Origin of the sequence: Reyranella sp. (assembly GCF_965228225.1) — a bacterium.
GTDB lineage: Bacteria > Pseudomonadota > Alphaproteobacteria > Reyranellales > Reyranellaceae > Reyranella.
In genome coordinates this window covers 2,042,175-2,064,762 of sequence record NZ_OZ245801.1, presented here as the reverse complement: position 1 = coordinate 2,064,762, position 22,588 = coordinate 2,042,175, and the positions used below count along the sequence as shown (strand labels likewise).

Genomic DNA, 22,588 nt, shown 5'->3' with positions numbered 1-22,588 from the left:
GGCAATGCCAACGTGGTTGTCCGGTGGCGGAGCGTCAAGGCGGCTAATTCACCATCGCCTGGTAGACGAGGTCGCGCATCAGGTACCGATAGCGCAGACGGGCCTGGGGCGACTGCATCATGAAAACGACATACAGGCGCTCGCGCGGATCGTGCCAGAAATAGGTGCCGTAGGCGCCGCCCCAGAAATAGTCGTTGGGCGAGCCCGGCAGCGGGTTGACGCCCTGCACGTTGCGCACCGCGAAGCCGAGGCCGAACCCTTGGCCCATGCGCGCGCTGGGCTCGAGCGCCTCGAAGCGGAACATGTCGGCGCCCATCTTGATGTCCGGTGGCAGCGCGTCAGCAGTCATGAGATCGATCGTCTTGCGCGAGACGAGGCGCACGCCGTCGAGCTGGCCGCCATTGGCGAACATCTGCAGGAAGCGGGCATAGTCGGCCGCCGTCGACACCATGCCGCCGCCGCCCGAACGCCAGGTGAACTTCTCGGTAATGTCGGGGATCGCCGGCAGTTCATTCTTGGGCCCCTCCTTCATCGGCCGGGCGCCGCGCGCCTTCTTGTCGGCGCTGGCCTCGAAGGCCGTGTCGCCCATCTTCAGCGGCTTGGTGATTCGCTCCTCGATGAACTTGTCGAGCGGCATGCCGGACGCGACCTCGACGACGCGCCCGAGCACGTCCGTCGACATTGAATACTCCCAGGTCGTGCCGGGCTGGTACAGCAGCGCGAGCTTGCCCAGCTTGTCTGCCATCTCGGCATTCGTCTGGCTGCGGTCGGCAACCTTCATGTCGAGATAGGACTGCTTGACCGGATTGGCGCCCACCGCGCCATAGGTGAGGCCCGACGTGTGGCGCATCAGGTCGTGCACCGTCATCGGACGGAACTGCGGCTCCAGCACCATCTCCGTCGTGCCGCCGTCCTTCTTTTTCGGGACCGCGACCTTGGTGTCGGCGAACGCCGGAATGTAGGTCGATACACGGTCGGCGAGCGTGAGCTTGCCCTCCTCCATCAGCATCATCGCGGCCAGGGTAACGATCGGCTTGGTCATCGAGGCGATGCGGAAGATCGTGTCGTTGGTCATCGCGACCTTGGCCTCCTTGTCGCGAAAGCCGTAGGATTCGAACATCACGATCTTGCCGTTGCGGGCGATCAGGACGACGGCGCCCGGCAGCTCGTTGTTCTTCACGCCCTCGTTCAGCCGGTCACTGAGCCGCTTCAGGCGGGTCGAGAGAAACCCCACCTCTTCCGGGGACTGTACCTTGGGAATGCCCTGGGCCCCTGCCGGCCAGGCGAGTGCCATGCCAAGCGCCGCCGCGGCGACTCTGCGAATCATCGACATTTTGCAGTCTCCTCCCGATATTTGAACCATCAAAGCAATTGACCGAGGCCAAGCGCAAGCTTAACCAGTGCCTATCGACGGTCCTCCTTAACCGGAGGCTAACAGGGAATGCCGTGCCGCTCCCTCCACAGGGAGCCAATCGGCAGCTGTACCCGCAGCTGTAAGCGGCGAGCGAGAGCCCATATGTCACTGGACTTCGGTCTGGGAAGACGGGCAGGAGCTACGACCCGCGAGCCAGAAGACCTGCCGGCGATAGCGTCGCTCTTCCGATGGACGGGATGATCCAACGGGACGGTCAACCGAGCGGTGACGCGCTTAGTGCGAACCGTTTGGGAGATCGTCAGATGACGTCGATCCGAGGAATCCTGCCTGCGCTTCTGTCAAATGCCACGCCGGCCGATGGGCCTGCTGGGCGTATGCAACGCTATGTGTCGACGTTGCATTCGAGCCCGGAACGCTGGGTCACGGTCCCGACCCCGACCCACAACGTCTCTCTGCCCTTCCGCCGCGGCGGCTTCACCAGCCTGACCGAGGCGCTCGACTACGCTGCCCGCGGCGAGACCGGCTTCAACTTCTTCGATGCCCGTGGCAAGCTCTTGACCCGCCTGCCCTACAGCCATCTCCGCACCGAGGCGCTGTCGTTCGCCCGCCGCCTGATCGGCGCCGGGATCGAGCCCGGCGAGCGGCTCATCCTCATCGCCGACACTTGGCCGGGCTTCTGTATCGCCTTCTTCGGCTGCCAGTATGCCGGCATCGTGCCGGTGCCCGTGCCCGTGCCGGTCGGACTTGGCGCCAAGGCGCACTACATCTTCCAGCTCAGAAAGCAGATCACCGCGGCACAGGCGGTGGGCGTGCTGGCCCCGGACGAGCTGGTCGAGTTCGCCCGCAGCGCCGCCGAAGGCACGACCGCGCGCTTCGCCGGTGGCATGGAGATCTTCACCGCCCTTCCCGAAGTCAAGGTCGACCTGCGGCCGCTTCGCGCCGGCATGGCCTGCTACGTGCAGTTCTCCTCCGGCAGCACGCGCGCGCCGCTCGGCGTCGACATCCGCCAGGACCAGCTCATGGCGAACATCGACGGCTCGATCGCCGCCCAGGGACTCGACGAGAACGATTCCGGCGTGAGCTGGCTGCCGCTCTATCACGACATGGGCCTGATCGGCTTCATCCTGGCGCCGATGTGTGCGCAGCGCAGCGTCGACCTGCTGGCGCCCCGCGACTTCGCCCGGCGGCCGATGCAGTGGCTTTCCCTGATCTCAAGGCGCCGCGCCACGATCACCTACAGTCCGAGCTTCGGCTACGACTTGCTCACGCGCCGGGCCCTGACTGCGCCGATGGGCGAGCTCGACCTGTCGAGCCTGCGCCTCGCCGGCGTCGGTGCAGACATGATCCAGCTGCCCGTCCTGCGGCGCTTCGCCGACGCCTTTCAGGCCGCAGGCTTCGACGAGCGTGCCTTCATGCCGAGCTACGGCATGGCGGAGGTGTGCGTCGGCCTGAGCTTCGCCGCGCCGTTCGGCGGCGTCAAAACCGACAGCTTCACGGATCCGCAGTCAGGCCGGACCCGCGAGTTCGTCGTCTGCGGCAGGGTGATGGCCGGGCACAGCGTCGAAATCCGTGACGACTCCGGTGCGGCTCTGGGCGAACGCCATGTCGGCCGGCTGTTCGTGTGCGGCCCCAGCGTCATGCCGGGCTACTTCCAGAAGAGCGAGGAGACCGAGCGCGTGCTTCGCGACGGCTGGCTCGACACCGGCGATCTCGGTTACTGGCACAAGGGCGAGCTCGTGATCACCGGCCGCGCCAAGGACCTGATCATCGTGAACGGCCGCAACATCTGGCCGCAGGACATCGAGTGGGCCATCGAGGCGCTGCCGCAGGTCGGCCGCGGCGACGCCTGCGCCTTCTCGATCGAAGAGGGCGACGTCGAAGCCGTCGTGGTCATCGTTCAGGCCTATCCGAGCGAACCCGCAGAGCGCGAGGCGCTGGTGGGCGACATAAAGCAGGCGGTCAAGGAAGCCGCCGGGGTCGATGGCCGGGTCGTCCTGATCAAGCGCCAACCCGGCCTGCCCCGCACCTCTTCCGGCAAGCTGAGCCGCACGCACGCCAAGTCGAAGTTCACCGCCGGCGACTATCCGACCTAGCGCGCACTCCTTTCGCCCCTGATCAGGTTACCGCGATGGGGCCGCCGTTCGATCCCGTCGCGCCCCTGATGGGTGCGGGCGAGAAAATGTAGGCGAACTGGTACTTCCCGTCGGCGATCAGCCCCGAGAAATCCAGGTTCTCGTGGTTGAAGATGCCGTTCTTGGCGATCAGCTCGGCATGGACCGGAAAGGCCAGATCCTTGTTGGGATTGGGCACGACTTCGGTTCCCCAGGTATCGGCGCCGGTGAGCGCGATGCCCTTGTCGATGAACCACTTGGCGGCCTCCAGCCCGATGCCGGGTTCGCCGCCGTTGAACTTGTCATTGTTCTTCATCCAGAGTTTGCCCCAGCCGGTGTTGAAGAACACGGCATCGCCTTCCTTGATATCGGCTTCCTGCATGTTCTGCTTCTGCAGGGCCGCCTTGAGATCGGCGATGGTGATCTCCTGGCCGGCTTCCATCATGGCGCCCTTGACCGCCTCGACGTCGAACAGATGGCCGCGCGTGAAGAACGGCTTCACCTGTTCGATGCCGAGCTTCTTCATGCCATAGGCGCTGTTCATTTCCTGGTCGGTGACGCCGTTGTAGTAACGCATCTCGTTCTTGTCGCCGTCCTTGCCCATCTGGATGCCGATGTGCGCCAGGCCATCGAACTGCGTTCCGGTCTGGCCGATCTCTGTCGACAGATACTCGTCGTTGTAGATCAGCCTGTTGGTGCCGAAGGGACCGCCCGTGGGGCTGCCGGGAATGCGCAAGGTGAAGGCGCGCTCGCCGAACTTGGGCATGGCCGATTCATAGATGCGGCCGATCCGATAGACCTTGCCGTCCTTGATCAGTTTCACCGTGTCGAGGACCTTCGCCGGCGTCATGTAGTTCGAGGCGCCCGCCTGATCGTCCTTGCCCCACTTGGGATGCGGCCACCAGGCCTTGTCGGTCAGCGCGGGGGCCTGCGCGATCTGCTGGGCATGCGCGGCACCGGCCGCCAGCGTACCGGCGGCGACGGCGCCGCCGATCAGGCCAGCCGTCAGGAACGAGCGGCGATCCTCGTCGATCTCCTGCCGCGGCCGCTTGAGTTCTTCGTTGTTCTGAAGATATCTCGAGTCCATGGATGCCCCTCCTTTTCTTTGTTGATACCGAAAGCGTCATACCCTCAGGTTGCATCGTCAAGCGGAAGCGGCATCGTTACTTTGTTACATATGCATATGTGAGGGTGTCACCGATGAGCCTGTTCGATCCCGACAAGTCGGCGGAGCGGATGCCGGTGACGCTGTTCACAGGCTTCCTCGGCAGCGGCAAGACCACCCTCCTCAACCGCGTGCTCGGCGACCCGCGCATGGCCCGCAGCCTGGTGCTGGTTAACGAGTTCGGCGAAGTGGGACTCGACCATCTCTTCATGGAGCAGGTCGGCGGCGACATGGTGCTGCTGCAATCGGGCTGCGTGTGCTGCACCATCCAGGGCGACCTGGACAAGACCCTGCGCGACATCGCGCGCCGTCGTGCAAAAGACCAGATCCCGCCCTTCGACCGTGTCCTGCTGGAGACGACAGGCCTCGCCGACCCCGCGCCGATCCTGCAGCTCCTGCTCAACCATCCGATGATCAGTCACGACTACCGGCTCGACGGGGTCGTAACGACGGTCGATGCCGTGAATGGCGCGCGCCAGCTCGACGAGCATCCGGAGGCCGTGAAGCAGGCGGCCGTCGCCGACCGGCTGCTGATCAGCAAGACAGACCTCGCAGAGATCGCGGCCAGCGCCGGCCTGCGCGCACGCCTGACCGGGCTCAATCCAGGCGCTGCTCTGTTCGAGATCGTGCAGGGCGACGTCGATCCGGCTCTTCTGTTCGATTCAGGCCCGTTCGATCCCTCGGGCAAGAGCGACAAGGTGCAGGCATGGCTGAACGCCGAGGCCCACGATCATGCGCACCATAGCCATGCGCACGACCGGTCGCGGCACGATGCGCACATCGCCTCGTTTTGCCTCACCTTCGACGAACCGTTGGACTGGGACCTCTTCAATCGCTGGCTGATGGCCGTGCGAGCGGCGTGGGGAGACCGGCTGCTGCGCGTGAAGGGCGTGCTGGACATCGTTGGCGAGGACCAGCCGCTGGTGATCCACGGCGTGCACCGGACCTTCCATCCACCCACCCTGCTCGCCCGCTGGCCCTGCGAGGACCGCCGGTCGCGGCTGGTTTTCATCACCCGCGACCTCGACCGCGCCGCGGTCGAGGCGAGCTGGGCGGAGATGGAAGAGGCCGACCGAACCTAAGCCGCGTCCTGTTGCGGCAGAAGGTCGGCGTACTTCTTGAAGCCGGGCAGCTTCTCGACCCGGCCCATCCATGCCTTCACGTTGGCATAGGGCCCGAGATCGATGGCACCTTCCTCGGCATAGGCAACATCGCCATAGACCGCGACATCGGCGATGGTCGCTTCGCTGCCGACCAGGAAGTCCGACTTGGCCAGCGCGGCGTCGAGCACCTTCAGCGCATCGCCCGCCTGGTTGACGTACATCTGATGGACGTTGTCGTCGGCCTTCATGAAGCCGCGCTTGATCGCACGCGGACGATAGATGTTGGAAGCCAGCCGGTCGAACTCCCAGAACAGCCACTCGCGCACCCGCGCCTTCTCCTCGGGCGTCTTGCCGCCCATCCTGCCGAACTTGTCGGCGAGATAGAGCAGGATCGAGCCCGACTGGCAGAGTTTCAGCTCGCCGTCGACGAGCGCCGGCACCTGGCCGAAACGGTTGATGGCGAGATAGTCCGGCTGCTTGTGCGCGCCGGCGCGAAGGTCGACATGCTTGTAGGCGAACGGCTGCCCCATCAGCGACAAGGCCAGTCCCGCCTTGTAGGTCGGGCCGCTCAGCCAAATGCCGTAAAGCGTCATCTTGGACATCGATATCTCCCTTGGATTCAGGCCTTCCAGCATCGCACTTGAGGGAGGCCGGGGTAAGACTGTATGAGCGGGCATGAAGATTTCAGCGCGCGATATCGATCACCTTTCCTTGACCGTCTCGGACCCTGCGGATACCGCAGCCCGGCTGGGCCAGATCGGGTTCAATCTGACACCCGACGGGGTCGAGCCGCGTTGCATCTGCTTCCAGCCCGACAGCGACGACGTGCCGAATTATATCGAGCTGCTGCAAGGCCATCCGCCGCAGATTGCACTGGCCCTGAACGTCGCCGAACTCGAGGGCGAGGAGCGCACGCATGCCTGGGAAACCGAGGACGGTTTCGAGGTCGATGCCGGCGTCGTGGTCGGCGAGACCGCCGGCCCCGTGCCCTGGTTCCCCGTGAAACACGAGACGCCGGACGCCTTCATGGAGCCGGAATGGATCGTCCATCCCAACGGTGCGCTGGGCATGATGGCCATCCACGCCATCGCAGAAAAACCGAACGACACGGCGAAGGCGCTTAAGGCCGCCTGGGGCGCCACCGTCGAGGAAATCTTCGACGGTTGCACCATGGTGAAGGCAGGGTCCGTCGAACTGCTGATCTGGTCGCCGCTCGCCTTTCAGCTCGAATACAAGGCACTCGAAATGATGCCGCCGAGCGAGCTCCCCGCCGTCGTCGGCGCCGCCATCGCCATCGAACGGGCGCGCCCGTTGCAGGGCCTGCTCAGCGCCAACAACGTGCCCTTCGCACTCGCGGAAGGTGATCGCGTCCTTGTGGCGCCGGAGCAGACCGGCGGCCTGATGATCGAGTTCATCCCGCAGAACTGACACCGACGTTCTAGAACGCCGGCACCGGCGCCTGAGGCACGTCCTTCCAGAACTCCGGATCGTGCCCGAAGAAGAGACGTGCGCCGCCTCTCTCCAGAGCTTCGAGCCTGTCGAGCGAGGCCAGCATCTGCTCGCGGTCGTAGACGAAGCGCGGCAGGCGGCGGTCGCGCAGGGTCCGGCAGAAGTAGCAGGCGTCGCCGGTGATCACGAGCTCGCCCGCCTCGGTCCGCACCTTCAACGACTGGTGGCCGGGCGTATGGCCGTAGGTCGGGATGCAGACCACGGAACCGTCGCCGAACAGGTCGTGCTCCCCCTCGACTTGCCTGACCGGATGGCCATGGTCGAAGTCGGCGCGAAAGAAGCCGATCCTGGCGGCCAGCTCGGGATCCTGCGCGGCCTGCCATTCGCGCTTCTGCACGACCATCGTGGCATTGGGCACCAGCTCGTTGCCGCCGGCATGGTCGAAATGCAGATGCGAATTCACGATGAAATCGACTTTGCCTGGATCGCGGTCGATTGACTCGAGTCGCGACTTCACGTCGTCCTCGGGGCCGTACTGCTCGAACCCGAAGATCCGCGCGACCTGCGGTCCCAGGCGCCCGGCGGCATCGGTTCGGCATTGCGGATGCATGCCGGTGTCGAACACCGCCCGGCCCTTGGGGTGCTCGATCAGGTAGGATGGAATGGGCAGCGCCACCTGCCCGTCCTCGCCCTCGATCATGTCCTTGAGGCGACCAATCAGTCGCCCGCAGGTCATGGCGTAGAGCCTGGCGCCCATCGTCAGGCGTCGAGCGCTTTCTTGAGCAGCTCGTTCACGACCTTCGGGTTGGCCTTGCCGCCGGTCAACTTCATGACCTGGCCGACGAACCAGCCGAACAGCGTGGGCTTGGCCTTGTAGGCGGCGAGCTGGCCGGGGTTGGCGTCGATCACTGCCTTGATGGCGGCCTCGATGGCGCCGGTGTCCGTCACCTGCTTCAGCCCGCGCTCCTCGACCAGGACGGCCGGGTCCTTGCCCGTCTCCTCCATGGCGACGAACAGGTCCTTGGCAATGCGCCCAGAGATCGTGCCGTCGGCCTGCAGGTCGAGCAGCTTGCCGAGATGGGCGGCGCTGATCGGTGAGGTCTCGAAGGTGGCGCCGCGACGGTTCAGCATGGCGAAGAAATCGCCCGTCACCAGATTGGCAGCCGCCTTGGCGTCGCGGCCCTTGGCGACGGCTTCGAAGAACTCGGCCGTCGCTTTCTCAGCCGTCAGCACGCCCGCGTCGTAGGGCGACAGACCGTAATCCTTGATGTAGCGGTTCTTCCGCGCGTCGGGCAGCTCCGGCAGGGTCGCGCGGATCTGGTCGACATACTCCTGCGTGAAGATCAGTGGCAGGAGATCGGGATCGGGGAAGTAGCGGTAGTCCTGCGCGTCTTCCTTCGAACGCGACGAACGCGTCTCGCCACGGCCCGGATCGAAATTTCGGGTTTCCTGCTTGATCGTGCCGCCCCCTTCGATCACCTCGACCTGGCGGCGCGCCTCGTACTCGATCGCCTGCTTCACGAAGCGAATCGAGTTCACGTTCTTGATTTCGCAGCGCGTGCCCAGCTCGCCGCCCGGCCTGCGCACCGACACGTTGACGTCGCAGCGCATGGAGCCCTCGTCCATGTTGCCGTCGCAGGTGCCGAGATAGCGCACGATCGAGCGCAGCTTGGTGAGATAGGCCGCGGCCTCGTCGGCGGTGCGCATGTCGGGCTTGCTGACGATCTCCATCAGCGCCACGCCCGACCGGTTCAGGTCGACATAGGTCTGGCTGGGATGCTGATCGTGCATGCTTTTGCCCGCATCCTGCTCGAGATGCAGCCGCTCGATGCCGATCTTCCTGGTGACGCCGCCGTCGAGATCGATCTCGACCACGCCCTCGCCCACGATCGGATCCTTGTACTGCGAGATCTGGTAGCCCTGCGGCAGGTCCTGGTAGAAGTAATTCTTGCGGTCGAAGATGGAGCGCAGATTGATCTTGGCATTGAGGCCGAGACCGGTCCGGATCGCCTGCTCCACACAGCGCTCGTTGATCACGGGCAGCATGCCGGGCATGGCGGCGTCGACCAGCGACACCTGCGTGTTAGGATCGGCGCCGAACGTCGTCGGCGCGCCAGAAAAGAGCTTGGCTTCGGAAATCACCTGGGCGTGGACTTCCAGCCCCAGGACGATCTCCCACTCGCCGGTTTCACCTTTGATGAGCGACATGAAGGGTAGATAGCCAATAGCTGCCTGCTTGGCAAAAAGATCGATCTGCCATGGCGTGTAACGCCACATTTTGGGCACAAGATCGCACTTTCCGATGCCGAAGAGGCTGAAGTAAAAGCTTGGGCAAGGAGCGGCCGCTCTCGGCACGCCCACAACAAGACTTATCCGCAGGGAGGCTTTTAATGACGATGTTCCATCGCCGTACGCTGTTGGTCGGCGCCGCCGCCGCCACGTTGGGGGCGCCGGCCCTCGCCCGGGCCCAGGGCGCGGCCGATTGGCCCAAGGGTGCCGTCAAGATCATCGTGCCCTTCCCGCCCGGCGGGTCGACCGATCCGGTGGCGCGCATCATCCAGGCCAAAATGATCGAGAACACGGGCTGGAACATCCTGATCGACAACAAGCCGGGCGGCACAGGTGCCGTCGGCTCGGCGATCGCGGCCAAGGCGCCGCCCGACGGCCAGACCTGGATGCTGACCTTCGACAGCCACATCCTCAATCCCGCTTTTGCCTCGGGCCTGCCCTACAAGGATTCCGAGCTCTTCAACGTCATGCTGATCGGCCGCACCCCGCAGGCGATCTGCGCGCATCCCGACCGGCCCTACAAGACCTTCGCCGAGGTGATCGCCGACGCCAAGGCGCGACCGGGCAAGGTCAATGTCGGCGTGCTCGGTGCCAGCCAGGCGCTGGTGCTGATGACGCTCATCAAGAAAGAGAACGGCGTCGACCTCAACCTGATCCCCTACAAGGGCGGCGGACCGCTCAACCAGGACATCCTGGCCGGCGTCACCGACGTCGCCATCGGCAGCCTCACATCCTTCAGCCCGCACATCCGCGCCAACAAGGTGCGGGCACTGGCCGTGACCGGCGAGAAGCGCACGCCGGCTCTGCCCGACACGCCCACCCTGATCGAGCAGGGCGTCAAGAGCTTCCCCTCCTATTCGTGGTGGGGCGTCTATGCGCCGACCGGCACCCCACGCCCGATCGTCGACCGCATGAATGCCGAGATCAAGAAGGCGGTGCAGGCGCCCGACGTGACGCAGAAGTTCATCGACCAGTTCAACATGGAAATCCTGACGACCTCGCCCGAGGAGTTCGCCGCCTACCAGAAGAGCGAACAGGAGCGCTGGTTCAAGGTCATCAAGGACAACGACATCAAGGGCGATTGATCGCCCTCGATGCCGCTTGCGCGCGGGCCGGTCAGCCGGCCTGCGCGCCGCGCACCAGGCGGCCCGGCAACGCACCGGTCGCCTCGCCGTCACGATACGTAACCTGCCCCGACACGATGGTCGCGCGATAACCGGTCGCGCGCTGCAGCAGGCGCTTGCCGCCGGCCGGCAGGTCCCACTTCATGATCGGCGCTTCGACGCGCAGCTTGTCGAAGTCAATGACGTTGAGATCGGCCTTCTTGCCGACCGCCACGACGCCGCGGTCGTTGAGACCCACGGCCTTGGCACTGTCCTGCGTCTGACGCTTCACCAGCCAACTCACGTCGAGCCGGCCCGAGGCGCGATCGCGTCCCCAATGGGACAGGAGATAGGTCGGGAACGAGCCGTCGGAGATCAGGCCGACATGCGCGCCGCCGTCGCCGAGGCCGATCAGCGTGTGCGGGCTCCGCATCATCTCGCTGCAGCAGTCGAGATTGTAGGCCGCGTAGTTCGCGAACGGCGCGAAGATGAAGTTCCGGCCCTCGCCCTCGATCAGATAGTCGTAGATCAGCTCGCGCGTATCGCGGCCCTCGCGCGCGGCGCGGGCGCCGAACGAGCTCTCCTGCGGCGGCTCGTAATTCGGCGGGTCGCCCAGCGGGAACATGCGGTCGAAGTCGGTGAGCCGCGCCGCCATCTCCGAGCGCAGCGGCTCGTTGCTCTCCTTCAGGATGCGGGCCCGGAAGGCCGGATCGCGCATGATCGCCAGCCGCTCCTCGACCGACTTGTGCTGGATTTCCTTGTAGGCGGCACACATCGAGAACGGGATGCGGCTCGCCTGCAGGCCCTGCAGCACGCCGATCGGCCGCGGCGCGACCTGCGCCTTGGCGCTGTGGCCCTTGGCGACCAGGCCTTCGACGAGGCCGAGCAGTCGACGCCAACCGTCAGGCCGTGAATGGCGCTGGGCGAGCGACACGGAGAACGGACGGCCTGAGGCCGTGAGCAGCCGGTCGAGCATCTCGAATTCGCTCTCGGGATTGGGCGTGTTGAAATCGGAGATGAACTCGATGACGCCGCGGCCGGCATCCTTCATGCCGAGCGCGATGCCGAGCAGCTCCTCCTCCGAGGCACGCAGCGACGGCGTCGGATCGCCCTTCACCGTGCGGTGGTTTAGCGTGCGCGAAGTCGAGAAACCGATGGCGCCGTCGCGCATCGCCTGCGCGGTCAGGGCTCGCATCTGCGCCACCTCCTCCGATGTCGCCTCCTCGAGGCGGGCGGCCCGCTCGCCCATCACGAAGACGCGCAACGCGCCGTGCGGCAGCTGGGCGCCGAGATCCATGTCGCGCGGCTTGGCATCGAGCGCATCGAGATACTGGCCGAACGATTCCCACGACCAGTTGAGGCCCTCGTCGAGCGCGGCGCCGGGAATGTCCTCGACTCCTTCCATCAATTCGATGAGGCGCTGCCGGTCCTCGACCTTCACCGGCGCGAAGCCCACGCCGCAATTCCCCATCACGGCGGTGGTCACGCCGTGCCAGCTCGAGGGCTGGAGGTAGGAATCCCAGGTGGCCTGGCCGTCATAGTGGGTATGGATGTCGACGAAGCCGGGCGTGACCAGCATACCCTTGGCGTCGATCTCTTCCTTGCCCTGACCGCTCACCTTGCCGACGGCGGCAATCTTGCCGTCCTTGACCGCCACGTCGACTTCCCTGATCGCGGCACCCGTGCCGTCCGCCAGGTTGCCGCCACGCACCACGAGATCGAAATCCGCCATGTTCGTTTCCTCCGGAGTTGCCGGAAGCTTACGCGCTCGGGGCGGACCCGTCTCCACGGCTCACACGACACGAATTGCAGAACGAGCGCATCGTTTCGCGATACGACGCGCCTCGCTCAGTACCCCGCGGCGCGAGCGTTGAAACCGGCGGCCTTCTCGAGCGCGGCGGCCGCCCGCAGCATCGTCTCCTCGTCGAAGGAACGGCCAATCAGCTGCAGGCCGAGCGGCAGCCCGTCCTTGTCGAGGCTCACCGGCACCGAGATGCCCGGCAGGCCGGCCATCGACGCCGGGATGGTGAACATGTCGTTGAGATACATGGCCACCGGATCGTCCATCTGCTCGCCGGCCGCGAAAGCCGCCGTCGGTGCGGTCGGCGTCAGCAGAACGTCGCATTTCTCGAACGCCTGCTTGAAGTCGCGCGCGATCAGCGCCCGGATCTGCTGCGCCTTCTTGTAGTAGGCGTCGTAGTACCCGGCCGACAACACATAGGTGCCGATCAGAATGCGCCGGCGCGTTTCCTTGCCGAAGCCTGCGCCGCGCGTGTTCTCATACAACTCGGTCAGGTCCTTGCCCGGAACGCGCAGGCCGAAGCGCACGCCATCGTAGCGCGCCAGGTTGGACGAGCACTCCGCGGGCGCCACGATGTAGTAGGCCGGCAAGGCGTATTTGGTGTGCGGCAGCGAGACCTCGACCGGCTCCGCGCCGGCCGCCTTCAGCATGTCCATGCCCTTCGACCACAGGGCCACGATCTCCTCGGACGTTCCGTCGACACGGTACTCCCTGGGGATTCCGACTTTCATGCCCCTGATGTCGGGATTGCGCGCCGCCGCCGCGAAATCCGGCACCGGCAATGGGGCCGACGTCGAATCCTTCGGGTCGTGACCCGACATGGCCTGCAGCATCAGCGCCGTGTCCTCGACGGTGCGGGCGAACGGTCCCGGCTGGTCGAGCGAACTGGCGAAGGCCACGACGCCCCAGCGGGAGCAGCGGCCGTAGGTGGGCTTCAGGCCGACGATGCCGCAGAAGGCCGCCGGCTGGCGGATCGAGCCGCCGGTGTCGGTGCCGGTGCTGCCGGGCACCATATAGGCCGCGACCGCCGCCGCGGAGCCGCCGGACGAGCCGCCGGGGACCAACTTGCGATTGTCGCCCTTGCGCTTCCACGGATTCTCGACGCCGCCGAAATGGCTGGTCATGTTCGAAGAGCCCATGGCGAACTCGTCGAGGTTGGTCTTGCCGACCATCACCGCGCCCGACTTCCACAGGTTCGCCGTCACCGTGCTTTCATATTGCGGCACGAACCCTTCGAGGATCTTCGAGGCGGCCGTCGTCTGCACGCCCTCGGTGCAGAACAGGTCCTTGATCGCGAGCGGCACGCCCTCGAGCAGCCCCGCCTCGCCCCTGGCGCGGCGGGCGTCGGAGGCCTTTGCCATCTCGCGGGCCTTCTCGGGTGTCTCGGTGATGAAGGCGTTGAGCGCGCGGTGCTCGTCGAGCTTCGCGAGGTGCGCATCGGCCACCTCTACGGCACTCGCTTCCTTGCTGGCCAGCGCCGCCGTGAGCTGGGCGACCGTGAGATCGGTAAGGGCGGCCATCGTCTACTCCAGCACCTTCGGAACAGTGAAGAAGCCACCGGCGTTCTTGTCCGACGGATCGATGAAGACCGCGCCGCCCGGCGCGTTGGCAAGCACCTTGGCCGCGATGCCGCCGTCGGTGACCTTGTCCGCGCGCATGGGCAGCGTGACATCGGAGACGGACGACATCGGCTCGACATTGCTTGTGTCGACTTCGTTCAACTGCTCGATCCAGGCAAAAATGCCCGAAAGCTCGCCGGCCAGCGGGGCCAACTCCTCCTCAGGAACCTTCAGACGGGCCAGTCGCGCGATCCGCGCCACGGTCTCCTTGTCGAGCGACATCACAGCACTCCAAAACGCCCAGAAACAAAGCAGTAATCGCGGTTGGTAGCCGGTTTGCCCTTAGCGGGCAACCGACCCTCGCGGCTGCGTCAGGCACGGCGGGCCGCCACTTCTTCGATCGCGGCCCGCACCTCCGGCTTGCGCGAGAGAAGCTGGTCGAATTCCTTCTTGTAGAGGACGAGCAGGTGGCAGTAGCCGTTGGCAACAACGTCCGCATTGCGCGGCTGGGAGCTCAGGAGCCCCATCTCGCCGAAGAAGTCGCCTTCCTTCAAAGTTATCTGCAATCCCCGCACATGGACGGTGACCTCGCCCGCCGCGACGAAATACATCGCATCGGAAGGGCCACCGACGCGGATGATCTTCTCGCCGGGGAAGGCAACCAGGGCGCGCAGCCGATTGCCGACCTGAACGATGGTCTCCCGGTCCAGCGCCGCGAACAGCGACACGCGGCCGATCATTGCCTGCAGTTCGAGGCCGAGGTCCAGTGCCGGACGCTGACTCACGGCGCTGCGCCGCTCGGCGAGCTTGTCGCGGAGGTCGTTGTAGACCTCGCGACTGATGATGCCCTCGTGCAGCCGGCGGGCATACTCCTCCGCCTCGAAGCGAATCGCAGCGCGCTCGAGCTGTCGCTGCTGTACCGATTCCGAGTAGCCCGGATATTGCAGCGAAAGCGCCTTGAGCGCCCCCTCCACACCCGACTGGCGGGCGGCGATCAGGGCTGCGAGGCGCTTCTCGGCGTCGCGTTCCAACAGGTCGGCAATGGAATTCGCGTTGAACACAGCGAGTTCGCCCAGCACGCTCAGCGATACCATCAGGATCTCGAACCGGTCGGCCAGCCGGTCGGTCAGCATTCGCTCGAAGCCGAACCGACGGTGGAGCCAGAGGGCGACCCGAAAGCCGTAGTTGGGCTTCGAAATCTCCTCCAGCCACTCCTCATAACCCTCTACCCCCTTGTCGCGGACCGTATCGATCAGGCGGTCGGCATTCGCCGCCAGGATCGCCACCATGCGGCGCGACAGAATCTGCTGCTGGAAAAGTTCTAGATAGAGTTCCTTCTCGCGGGTGCAGAGAGTCACCAGGCCGATCTTGACCCGCTCATCCAGATCGAGCGCCAGGTCCGGCGGCACGGGCTCCACCGCGGGGTCGCCCGCCGAAGCCGGATCGACCGCAAAGCCGTCCGTGCGCTCGTTGTGCTGGCGGATGATGCCCTGGAGATGCCGGTCGACGTTGATCCGCGACAGCGCCAGGACGCGGTCTCGCAATGCCAGCTCGAGCCGGCTGAGCTTATCCAGACCGAACAGATGCATCACGAGCCCGAGAGTCGTTGCATTCACGAACAGCGTGAACAGCACGAACAGGACGGCCGAGATGGCGATGAAGTCCCGGGTCTCCTCGGGCAACTGCTGGTGGCCGGCCGCGACCATGGCCAGCACGATCGTCACCGCGCCGCGCAGGCCTCCCCAGACCAGGATCGTCTTGTAGCGACGGTTCACCGGCTGGACGAGCTTGAAGGTCTCCAGAATCGGCAACATGCCGAACACCACCAGCGCCCGGGCAAAAAAGGCGCCGACGGCCACGGCCGCAACGCCCCAGATGTAGAGCCAGTTGATCTTGAGCAGGACGTCGGCCGCGATCATCGAAGCCAACACGAAGATGAGACAGTTGGCCCAGAATTCGAGCTGGGCCCAGACCTGACGCAACGCCGTCCATTGCCGGGGATGCAGGTGCGTCGGGCCGTAGGCTGCGACGGTGAGCGCGGCCATCACCACAGAGACGACGCCGGAAACATGGATGTAGCGATCGGCCACGATGAACGAGAGATAGGTGAGGCTCAGGGTCACCGAGGCGATGGCGGCATCGGAATCGCCCAGCCGCGGAAGGATCATCATGGCCACCCTGGCCATGGCGAAGCCCAGCATCAGGCCGCCCACGAACTCGCGCAGGAAGACGCCGACGGCCGACGTCGCATCCGCCGGCATCGCGGAATCGCCCGCCGCGCGCGCCACCAGGATGCCCATGAACAGGCCGAAGGCCGCAATGGCCACCGCGTCGTTCAGAAGAGACTCGCCCTCCGCCAGGATCGACAGCCTCTTGGGGGCGCCGACGTCCCGAAAGATGCCGATGACAGCCGCCGGATCGGTCGTCGAGACGACGGCACCGAGCAGGAGGCACACGACGATGTCCACACCGGTCGCAAAATGAACAACCCCTGCAACGCAGGCGATGCAGACGAGCACCGCGACCACCGCCAGCAGGAGCACGGCATGGATCTCGTCCATCAGGCGCCGGACGTCGATCGTGAGGCCCGCCGTGAACAACAGCGGCGGCAGGAAGAGCGGAAGAAACACTTCCGTGCCGACCTCCAGCTTGTCGAGGCCGACGAAGGCGTCGGTGAGGACCCCAAGGTTTATGCCGCGGCTTATGATCCACGATCCGAGAAAGCCCATCCCCATGCCGGCGATCGCCAGCAGCACGGTGTGTGGAAGTCGGAATCGCTCGGCGAGCGGCACCAGCAGACTGACGACGGTGAGGACGATCGAAATCGCGAGAATGGCGTAGAGAGTATCTGTCACCTTGTCCGAACACCTTTCAATCGGGGCCGTGTCGACCGGCTCCGCTTCACGCCTTATAACCTCGGGAATGGCTCGCTTGGCAGTCCTGATTCACGGCATGTGGGGGACATCCGCTGTGTGGCAACATTGGCGGCCGTTCCTGGAGGAGCGTGGCTGGCAAACGATTGCACACTCACTGCGCCACCACGATGTACCGCCGGACAGGCCGCCGGATGCCCTTGGCGAAACCAGCCTGCTCGACTATGTCGCCGATCTGGAACGGTTGATCCTGGCCCTTCCCGAAAAGCCGGTGGTCATCGGCCACTCGATGGGTGGGCTGCTGGCCCTGCTGTTGTGCGCCAGGGGCCTCGCGCGGGCCGGTGTCCTTCTCACCCCTGCTCCGCCGTCGAGCGTCGTCGCAGTCAGGCCCTCCAACCTGATGGCCTTCGCCAGGATCCAGGCCCGTTGGCGCTGGTGGCGAAAGCCCCACCGGGCGACCCTTGGCGAGGCGCTTTCCTACACTTTCAATACGGCAGACCGAACCATGGGCGTGAAAGAGCATTCCGCCTTCGTCCACGAGTCGGGACGGGCGTTGCTGGAGATCGCCCTGCCCTGGCTCGACCGTGCGAAGGCGGCGACCGTCGATCCGCGATGCGTGACCACCCCCCTGCTCTTCGTCGCCGCTGAACGAGACAGGCTGGTGCCTCCCGGCGTTGTCCGCTGCGCGGCGAAGCAATTCGACCACGTTTCCGACTATGTCGAGTTTGACGGCCAGGGCCACTGGGTTCTGGGGCAACCGGGCTGGGAGCGCGTTGCTGAACATGCCGAGACCTGGCTCACGGGCAAGGTGATCTGAAATGCCGGTAGTGGATTTTCCCGAACTCAAGACCCTGCTCACCCGCGACGGCCGGTTGATGGCGCTCGATCTCGGCAGCAAGACGATCGGTATCGCGACGTCGGATGTGATGCGAATGCTCGCGACCCCACTCACGACTTTGAAGCGCACGAAGCTCGCGGCGGATCTCGCCACCCTCGCCGAACTCGCGCGCAAGCACGAGGTCGCGGCGCTCGTGGTCGGCCTGCCACTCAACATGGACGGCACAGAAGGTCCGCGCTGCCAGTCGGTGCGCCAGTTCGTGACGAACATCCAGAACCATGGAGCGCCATCACTTGCAGCCCTGCCGATCGCCTTCCAGGACGAGAGGCTCAGCACCGCCGCGGTGACACGCGGCATGATCGACGACTACGACATGACACGCTCCAAGCGCGCCGAACGTATTGATGCGGCAGCAGCGGCCTGGATTCTCGAAAGTTTGATCGCGCGCTTGCGCTGACATTGATCAAACAAAGCGCGATCTCGACGGCATTGCAGCAAAGAAGTTTGCATGATCAACGCACGCTTCATATCTCAATCGTATTGCACTATTCGCTCTTCGCGCGTACTCCATTCATGACTTACGCAATGAAAGAGAGCTGGTAAGCATGAAGATAAAGTCGATGGCCTTTGATGACTTGGTCGTGATGCGTTCGCAGATCGACGCCGAGATCGAGACGCGCATCTCAAAGCAGCGCATGCAGTTGATCGAAGCTATTTCGGAACTTCGTGGAACGGTCCCGAGCAAGAATGGCGTTGAGCGTCGCGGCAAGGCGCATCCGCTCAAGGGAAGAGAGCTGCCGCCGCTTTATCGCAACCCGAAGAATGCCGCCGAGACCTGGGCCGGCCGCGGCAATCGTCCGAGGTGGCTCACGGCCGCACTCAAGAGCGGAAAGAAGCTGGAAGCGTTTCTGATCAAGTAAATCGAAGCCTATACTCCACCCTCGGCATCGAACGCCCTTAAGGGCAGAGCGGCGCCGATGCTGGCCGCGGTGGTGGCTCGGCGTCGAGCGAGCGGAGAAAAGCCACGAGATCCGCGCTCTGCTGCGGCGTCAAGCCGAGTGGCCGCACCAGCGGCGTGCCGTCGCTGTGGAGTCGATCGGGACTTACCTCCGAATAGTGCCTCACGACGTCTTCGAGACTCGCAAGGCTGCCATTGTGCATATAGGGGCCCGCTCGACCGACCTGGCGCAGGCCGGGCACCCGGAATTCGCCGAAGTTCGAGTGCAACCGCTGAACATGTCGCGTGCGCCGCGTGTTATCGCCGGAGACATCGTCGTTGTAGCGGCCGAGCAGGTTGAACGGACTGGCTGACAGACGCTGCAACCCGCCCAGGCGTCCTGGATCGACTTCTCCCGGCCTCACGAAGAACGGGATCCCGATGTCACCGAACTCGCCGCTCGTGAAACGCGGTCCGAGATGGCAGAGGTTGCAGTTGGCGTCACCGATGAATAGCTTGAGTCCGCGTTGTGCCGCCAACGGAAAGCGTGCCGCGCTTTCGCGGTTGCCCGCGACCAGAGCATCGCGGAAATCGTCGAACGGCGTGCGCGGACTCACCAGTGTCGCCTGAAAAGCAGCCAACGCCTTCGCAGTGTCGACCAGCAACCGCTCGTCGTCTGTGCCGGGCTTGCCGCCAAACGCCTTTTCATACCCGCAGGCGAAGGCGGCATCGTTTCGCAGCAGTTCGCCGGCGCGGGTCGGGCCGCCATTCATCTCCCGGGGATCGAGCAGCGGACGGATACTCTGGGCCCACAGCGAGTCGCCGGCTCCGTCCCAGCCGAACCAGTGAAGATAGCCGATGTTCCACAGCGACGGCGTGCGGCGATCGAGTTCGACTGCGCCACGCGCCTTGGCGAGGCCGTCGCTCCATTCGCGTCCAGCCTGATGGCACGTGGCGCAGCTCATGCGTCCATCTCCCGACAGGCGCGGTTCGTTGAACAGATGCTCGCCCAACGCAACGCCGGCCGCTGTGCCGGACACTCGATTCGATGGATCCTGCACAGGTGGCGGCGGCCAGGGGCCGTGCTGCCCGACGGCCCTGACTTCCTCGGGCGACCAGTCGAGCAGCTGCTGCGCGCGGACGCCGACGGTCCCTGCCGCCAGCAACCAAGCCAGCAGCAGCAGGCGGATCACTTGAGGATGATATCGTGCGTCAGGCGATCGCTCTCGCCGCCCGCCCGCACGTCGAAGTTGATCTCCCAGCGGCCGGACATATGGAACAGGAGCCCGTCGGCCCTGAAGCGGCCGTCTCCCTTCGCCACGATGGTCGCCCGATAGTTCATGCCGTGTCGATGCTCGGGCATGTTGGCATCCACGGCGACCAGCTCGGCTGCCTCGCCACGCCTGGTGCAGACATTGACGACCAGGGCGAACGGCTCACCCACTTCGATGCGCACCGGATCGGGCCGGAATGCCAGCAGGTAGTCGCTGGAAAACACGACCCATCCGCTGCCGCGTCCCAGGTCGAGCGGGCAGTCGCCCCAGGCCGGCGTCGCCAGAACAACTCCCAGCAACGCCGCGGCGAGCCTCACGGCGCGCCTCCGAACAGCCGGTCGCCGTTCTCGTACGCGATCTTGCGGGCGACGTCCGGGGGAAGGTCCGACAGCCACTGCCGCGACCAGCGGGCATTCTCGACCACATAGTGCCAGCGCTCTGGCGTGAAGGTATCGCTGCCCAGCACGAAGCGGTCGGGAAACTCGATGAAGAGTTCGCGCCAGCCGGGCACCACCTTGCCGTTCGACACATGCGCCGTGAGGAAGGCGAGATCGCACCACAAGGTCGGATACTGGCGCAGCATCTCTCTGACCTTGTCCGGCCGCTCGAAGCCCGAATGCGCCCACAGGACCTTGGCGTTCGAATCCTGCTGAAAATGGCGAGTCACGGCGTCGGCATCGGAATGCGAATGCAGGAAGAGTCCGTACTGCTTCGCCAACTCCACGACGCGGCGCACGTTGGGCAGGTCGGCATCGGCGCCGTAGATGTGGAACTCGCCGATCGCCCTGTACTTGCGCTTCGACAGCAGGTCCTCGAGATACGGGATCAGCGTCGGATCTTTCGCCCAGGTCGAAATCTCGCCGCGCGAACGATAGGGCCGCAACTCGGGCACGATCATGCCCGGCGCCACGTCCTGCAACATCCTGGTGCCCTCGTTGTTCGAGCTCGACACCATGGCGCGCTTGATGCCCGCCTTCTTCAGGATCTCGATCACATCCGCGGGCGGCACGACCGACCAGGCGTCGTGGCTGTAGTGCATGTGCGCATCGAAGATCGGCAGCTCGTCGGCTGCCCGCGCGGTGGACATGCCGGCGGAGAAAAGCAGAAACACCAGGGCAAGGAGGCGCATCGTCGTTCCTTCAGCGGCCGGACTTTGGCGGGCAGGCATAGTTGAAGCTGATCGAGATGCGCTCGCCGGAGAAGTGCGCCGGCGGCACCTCGTGACGCAGCCAGCTCTCGAACAGCACCAGATCGCCATCGTGCGCCGCCAGGCTGACGAAGGCGCTATAGGCCTCGGGTGCATCGGCGCGGCGCGGCGGTGCCGCCATCTGATAGCCGAGCCGCGGGTCCTCGAACTTGATCGCCCCCGCTCCCTTCGGCACCGACACGTAATAGGTGCCGCTGACGAAGGAGGTCGGATGGAGGTGCATGGAATGGACCGTGCCCGCCGGCATGAGGTTGGCCCAGCAATCGGTCATCGCGAGAGTCCGGCCGGCAAGATCGTAGTGCAGGTCGCGCGCGAAGCTCTTCACGTGCGGGTCGATGCGACGACGCAGCCGCTCGAACAGCGAGGAGACGAGGTGCAGACGATCGAGCGAACCGTAGGACGTATAGCCGCCGAGATAGTTCTTGGCCGACCAGCGCTGTCCCGCCGCATCCGAGGCCGCGAGCGACTGGCATTCGTCGGCGAGATCCTGGTTGAAGCGCCGCCAGCGCCGGTCGACGAGCGACTCGCGATAGACAAGGGTCGGGAAAAGGGCACGGCTCGTCATGGCGAGATTATCGATGATGCAGGCTTCACGTGCTATGATTTCCGCATGTTGACCGATCATCAAATCGAGAGCTACCGCCGCGACGGCTATCTCGTGATCCCGCGCCTGATCGAGGGTGTGCAGCTTGCCGAACTGAGGCGTCTGACCGACCAGCTCGTTTCGGAGGCGCGCGGCGTGTCGGCCAACGACGATCTCTACGACCTAGAGCCCAGCCACAGCGCCACGATGCCCCGGGTGCGCCGGCTGAAGCCCGCGATGTTCAAGCGCCATGCCTTCTTCCGCGACCTGGCGTGCGACCCGAAGATAACGTCCATCCTCGCGCAGCTCATCGGCCCTGCCCTCCGCCTGCACGGCGGCAAGCTCAATATGAAGTCGGCCGGCTACGGCTCGCCGGTCGAATGGCACCAGGACTGGGCCTTCTATCCGCACAGCAACGACGACGTGCTGGCGACCGGCATCTATCTCGACGATTGCGACGAAGCCAACGGCCCACTCATGGTGGTGCCGGGCACGCACCACGGTCCGGTCCACGATCACCACGCCAATGGCCGGTTCTGCGGCGCGTTCGATCCGCAGGCGGGCGGCATCGATGTCTCCAAGGCCGTGCCCCTGATGGGTCCGGCCGGGTCGATGACCATCCATCATGCGCGGCTGGTCCATGGCTCGGCGCTCAACCGGTCCAATCGCCAGCGCCGGCTGCTGCTGCACGAATATGCCGCTGCGGATGCCTGGCCGCTGATGGGTGTCGCCGACTTCGACGAGTTCAACGGCCGCATGGTGCTGGGCCAGCCGACGATCGAGCCGCGCGTGCGATCGGCTCCGGTTCGCATGCCGCTGCCACCGGCCGATCACCAGGGCTCGATCTACGAGAACCAGCGCGGCTCGGGTCGGCGCTTCTTCGCCACCTATGAGGAGCATCCCGCCCGTGCCGGCTAGGGC

At 65.2% G+C, this 22,588-nt stretch carries 21 protein-coding genes and 1 riboswitch; of the genes, 8 read left to right on the top strand and 13 right to left on the bottom strand.

Annotation, left to right across the window (positions count from 1 at the left end; all coding sequences use genetic code 11):
* Window positions 1-43: 43 nt before the first annotated feature.
* Window positions 44-1,333: a serine hydrolase domain-containing protein gene (locus ACO07K_RS09810; protein ID WP_422035748.1), complete on the bottom strand. Its 1,290-nt coding sequence runs from the start codon at window positions 1,331-1,333 to the stop codon at window positions 44-46.
* A 61-nt stretch (window positions 1,334-1,394) separates the two neighbouring features.
* Window positions 1,395-1,598, top strand: a riboswitch (cobalamin riboswitch).
* 163 nt (window positions 1,599-1,761) lie between these two features.
* Here ACO07K_RS09810 and ACO07K_RS09805 point away from each other — a divergent pair.
* The gene (locus tag ACO07K_RS09805; RefSeq protein ID WP_422035747.1) at window positions 1,762-3,468 is read left to right on the top strand and encodes a fatty acyl-AMP ligase; all 1,707 of its coding nucleotides are present in this window, start codon (window positions 1,762-1,764) and stop codon (window positions 3,466-3,468) included.
* Between the two features lie 22 nt (window positions 3,469-3,490).
* On the opposite strand, the gene ACO07K_RS09800 is transcribed toward ACO07K_RS09805, so the two are convergent.
* Window positions 3,491-4,573: a cyclase family protein gene (locus ACO07K_RS09800; protein WP_422035746.1), complete on the bottom strand. Its 1,083-nt coding sequence runs from the start codon at window positions 4,571-4,573 to the stop codon at window positions 3,491-3,493.
* Window positions 4,574-4,686: 113 nt separating this feature from the next.
* On the opposite strand from ACO07K_RS09800, the gene ACO07K_RS09795 reads away from it, so the two are divergent.
* Window positions 4,687-5,733: a CobW family GTP-binding protein gene (locus ACO07K_RS09795; RefSeq protein WP_422035745.1), complete on the top strand. Its 1,047-nt coding sequence runs from the start codon at window positions 4,687-4,689 to the stop codon at window positions 5,731-5,733.
* On the opposite strand, the gene ACO07K_RS09790 is transcribed toward ACO07K_RS09795, so the two are convergent.
* Window positions 5,730-6,356 carry a glutathione S-transferase family protein gene (locus ACO07K_RS09790; RefSeq protein WP_422035744.1) on the bottom strand — a complete coding sequence of 209 codons (627 nt, stop codon included), beginning with the start codon at window positions 6,354-6,356 and terminating at the stop codon, window positions 5,730-5,732. The genes ACO07K_RS09795 and ACO07K_RS09790 overlap by 4 nt on opposite strands.
* 73 nt (window positions 6,357-6,429) lie before the next feature.
* On the opposite strand from ACO07K_RS09790, the gene ACO07K_RS09785 reads away from it, so the two are divergent.
* Window positions 6,430-7,182: a VOC family protein gene (locus tag ACO07K_RS09785; protein WP_422035743.1), complete on the top strand. Its 753-nt coding sequence runs from the start codon at window positions 6,430-6,432 to the stop codon at window positions 7,180-7,182.
* A gap of 10 nt (window positions 7,183-7,192) precedes the next feature.
* Here the strand turns inward: ACO07K_RS09785 and ACO07K_RS09780 are convergent, their stop codons facing one another.
* Together ACO07K_RS09780 and gatB are read right to left on the bottom strand one after the other, a co-directional pair.
* A complete protein-coding gene (locus ACO07K_RS09780) occupies window positions 7,193-7,960 on the bottom strand; it encodes an N-acyl homoserine lactonase family protein (RefSeq protein WP_422035742.1) in 768 nt (255 codons plus the stop codon).
* Window positions 7,961-7,962: 2 nt separating this feature from the next.
* Window positions 7,963-9,411, bottom strand: coding sequence for an Asp-tRNA(Asn)/Glu-tRNA(Gln) amidotransferase subunit GatB (gene gatB / locus ACO07K_RS09775; RefSeq protein WP_422035741.1), 1,449 nt, complete (start codon window positions 9,409-9,411; stop codon window positions 7,963-7,965).
* 182 nt (window positions 9,412-9,593) lie between these two features.
* On the opposite strand from gatB, the gene ACO07K_RS09770 reads away from it, so the two are divergent.
* Window positions 9,594-10,577 (top strand): Bug family tripartite tricarboxylate transporter substrate binding protein, encoded by a 984-nt coding sequence (locus ACO07K_RS09770; protein ID WP_422035740.1) that lies wholly within the window; start codon window positions 9,594-9,596, stop codon window positions 10,575-10,577.
* Between the two features lie 31 nt (window positions 10,578-10,608).
* Here ACO07K_RS09770 and ACO07K_RS09765 read toward each other — a convergent pair whose 3' ends face one another.
* The 4 genes from ACO07K_RS09765 to ACO07K_RS09750 form a co-directional block, all read right to left on the bottom strand.
* On the bottom strand, window positions 10,609-12,327 hold the full coding sequence (locus tag ACO07K_RS09765; RefSeq protein WP_422035739.1) for an N-acyl-D-amino-acid deacylase family protein: 1,719 nt from the start codon (window positions 12,325-12,327) through the stop codon (window positions 10,609-10,611).
* A 116-nt stretch (window positions 12,328-12,443) separates the two neighbouring features.
* Window positions 12,444-13,916, bottom strand: a complete 1,473-nt coding sequence (gene gatA / locus ACO07K_RS09760) for an Asp-tRNA(Asn)/Glu-tRNA(Gln) amidotransferase subunit GatA (RefSeq protein WP_422035738.1) — start codon at window positions 13,914-13,916, stop codon at window positions 12,444-12,446.
* Window positions 13,917-13,919: 3 nt separating this feature from the next.
* Window positions 13,920-14,237 carry an Asp-tRNA(Asn)/Glu-tRNA(Gln) amidotransferase subunit GatC gene (gene gatC, locus ACO07K_RS09755; RefSeq protein ID WP_422035737.1) on the bottom strand — a complete coding sequence of 106 codons (318 nt, stop codon included), beginning with the start codon at window positions 14,235-14,237 and terminating at the stop codon, window positions 13,920-13,922.
* Window positions 14,238-14,326: 89 nt separating this feature from the next.
* On the bottom strand, window positions 14,327-16,810 hold the full coding sequence (locus ACO07K_RS09750) for a cation:proton antiporter (RefSeq protein WP_422035736.1): 2,484 nt from the start codon (window positions 16,808-16,810) through the stop codon (window positions 14,327-14,329).
* Between the two features lie 76 nt (window positions 16,811-16,886).
* Between ACO07K_RS09750 and ACO07K_RS09745 the strand changes: the two genes are divergently transcribed.
* From ACO07K_RS09745 to ACO07K_RS09735, 3 genes are all read left to right on the top strand, one after another.
* Entirely contained in the window at window positions 16,887-17,645 is a 759-nt protein-coding gene (locus tag ACO07K_RS09745; RefSeq protein ID WP_422035735.1) for an alpha/beta hydrolase, read from the top strand.
* Window position 17,646: 1 nt separating this feature from the next.
* Entirely contained in the window at window positions 17,647-18,123 is a 477-nt protein-coding gene (ruvX, locus tag ACO07K_RS09740; RefSeq protein WP_422035734.1) for a Holliday junction resolvase RuvX, read from the top strand.
* Between the two features lie 148 nt (window positions 18,124-18,271).
* Window positions 18,272-18,586 carry an H-NS family nucleoid-associated regulatory protein gene (locus ACO07K_RS09735; RefSeq protein WP_422035733.1) on the top strand — a complete coding sequence of 105 codons (315 nt, stop codon included), beginning with the start codon at window positions 18,272-18,274 and terminating at the stop codon, window positions 18,584-18,586.
* Between the two features lie 37 nt (window positions 18,587-18,623).
* Here ACO07K_RS09735 and ACO07K_RS09730 read toward each other — a convergent pair whose 3' ends face one another.
* The 4 genes from ACO07K_RS09730 to ACO07K_RS09715 are packed head-to-tail and all read right to left on the bottom strand — an operon-like array spanning window position 18,624 to window position 21,649.
* On the bottom strand, window positions 18,624-19,796 hold the full coding sequence (locus ACO07K_RS09730) for a cytochrome-c peroxidase (protein ID WP_422035731.1): 1,173 nt from the start codon (window positions 19,794-19,796) through the stop codon (window positions 18,624-18,626).
* Window positions 19,793-20,194 carry a hypothetical protein gene (locus ACO07K_RS09725; protein ID WP_422035730.1) on the bottom strand — a complete coding sequence of 134 codons (402 nt, stop codon included), beginning with the start codon at window positions 20,192-20,194 and terminating at the stop codon, window positions 19,793-19,795. The genes ACO07K_RS09730 and ACO07K_RS09725 overlap by 4 nt, the downstream gene beginning before the upstream one ends.
* Window positions 20,191-21,006, bottom strand: a complete 816-nt coding sequence (locus ACO07K_RS09720) for an amidohydrolase family protein (protein ID WP_422035729.1) — start codon at window positions 21,004-21,006, stop codon at window positions 20,191-20,193. The genes ACO07K_RS09725 and ACO07K_RS09720 overlap by 4 nt, the downstream gene beginning before the upstream one ends.
* A gap of 10 nt (window positions 21,007-21,016) precedes the next feature.
* Window positions 21,017-21,649 carry a TIGR02466 family protein gene (locus tag ACO07K_RS09715; RefSeq protein ID WP_422035728.1) on the bottom strand — a complete coding sequence of 211 codons (633 nt, stop codon included), beginning with the start codon at window positions 21,647-21,649 and terminating at the stop codon, window positions 21,017-21,019.
* A 45-nt stretch (window positions 21,650-21,694) separates the two neighbouring features.
* Here ACO07K_RS09715 and ACO07K_RS09710 point away from each other — a divergent pair, with 45 nt between their 5' ends.
* Window positions 21,695-22,585, top strand: coding sequence for a phytanoyl-CoA dioxygenase family protein (locus ACO07K_RS09710; RefSeq protein WP_422035727.1), 891 nt, complete (start codon window positions 21,695-21,697; stop codon window positions 22,583-22,585).
* Window positions 22,586-22,588 lie beyond the last annotated feature (3 nt).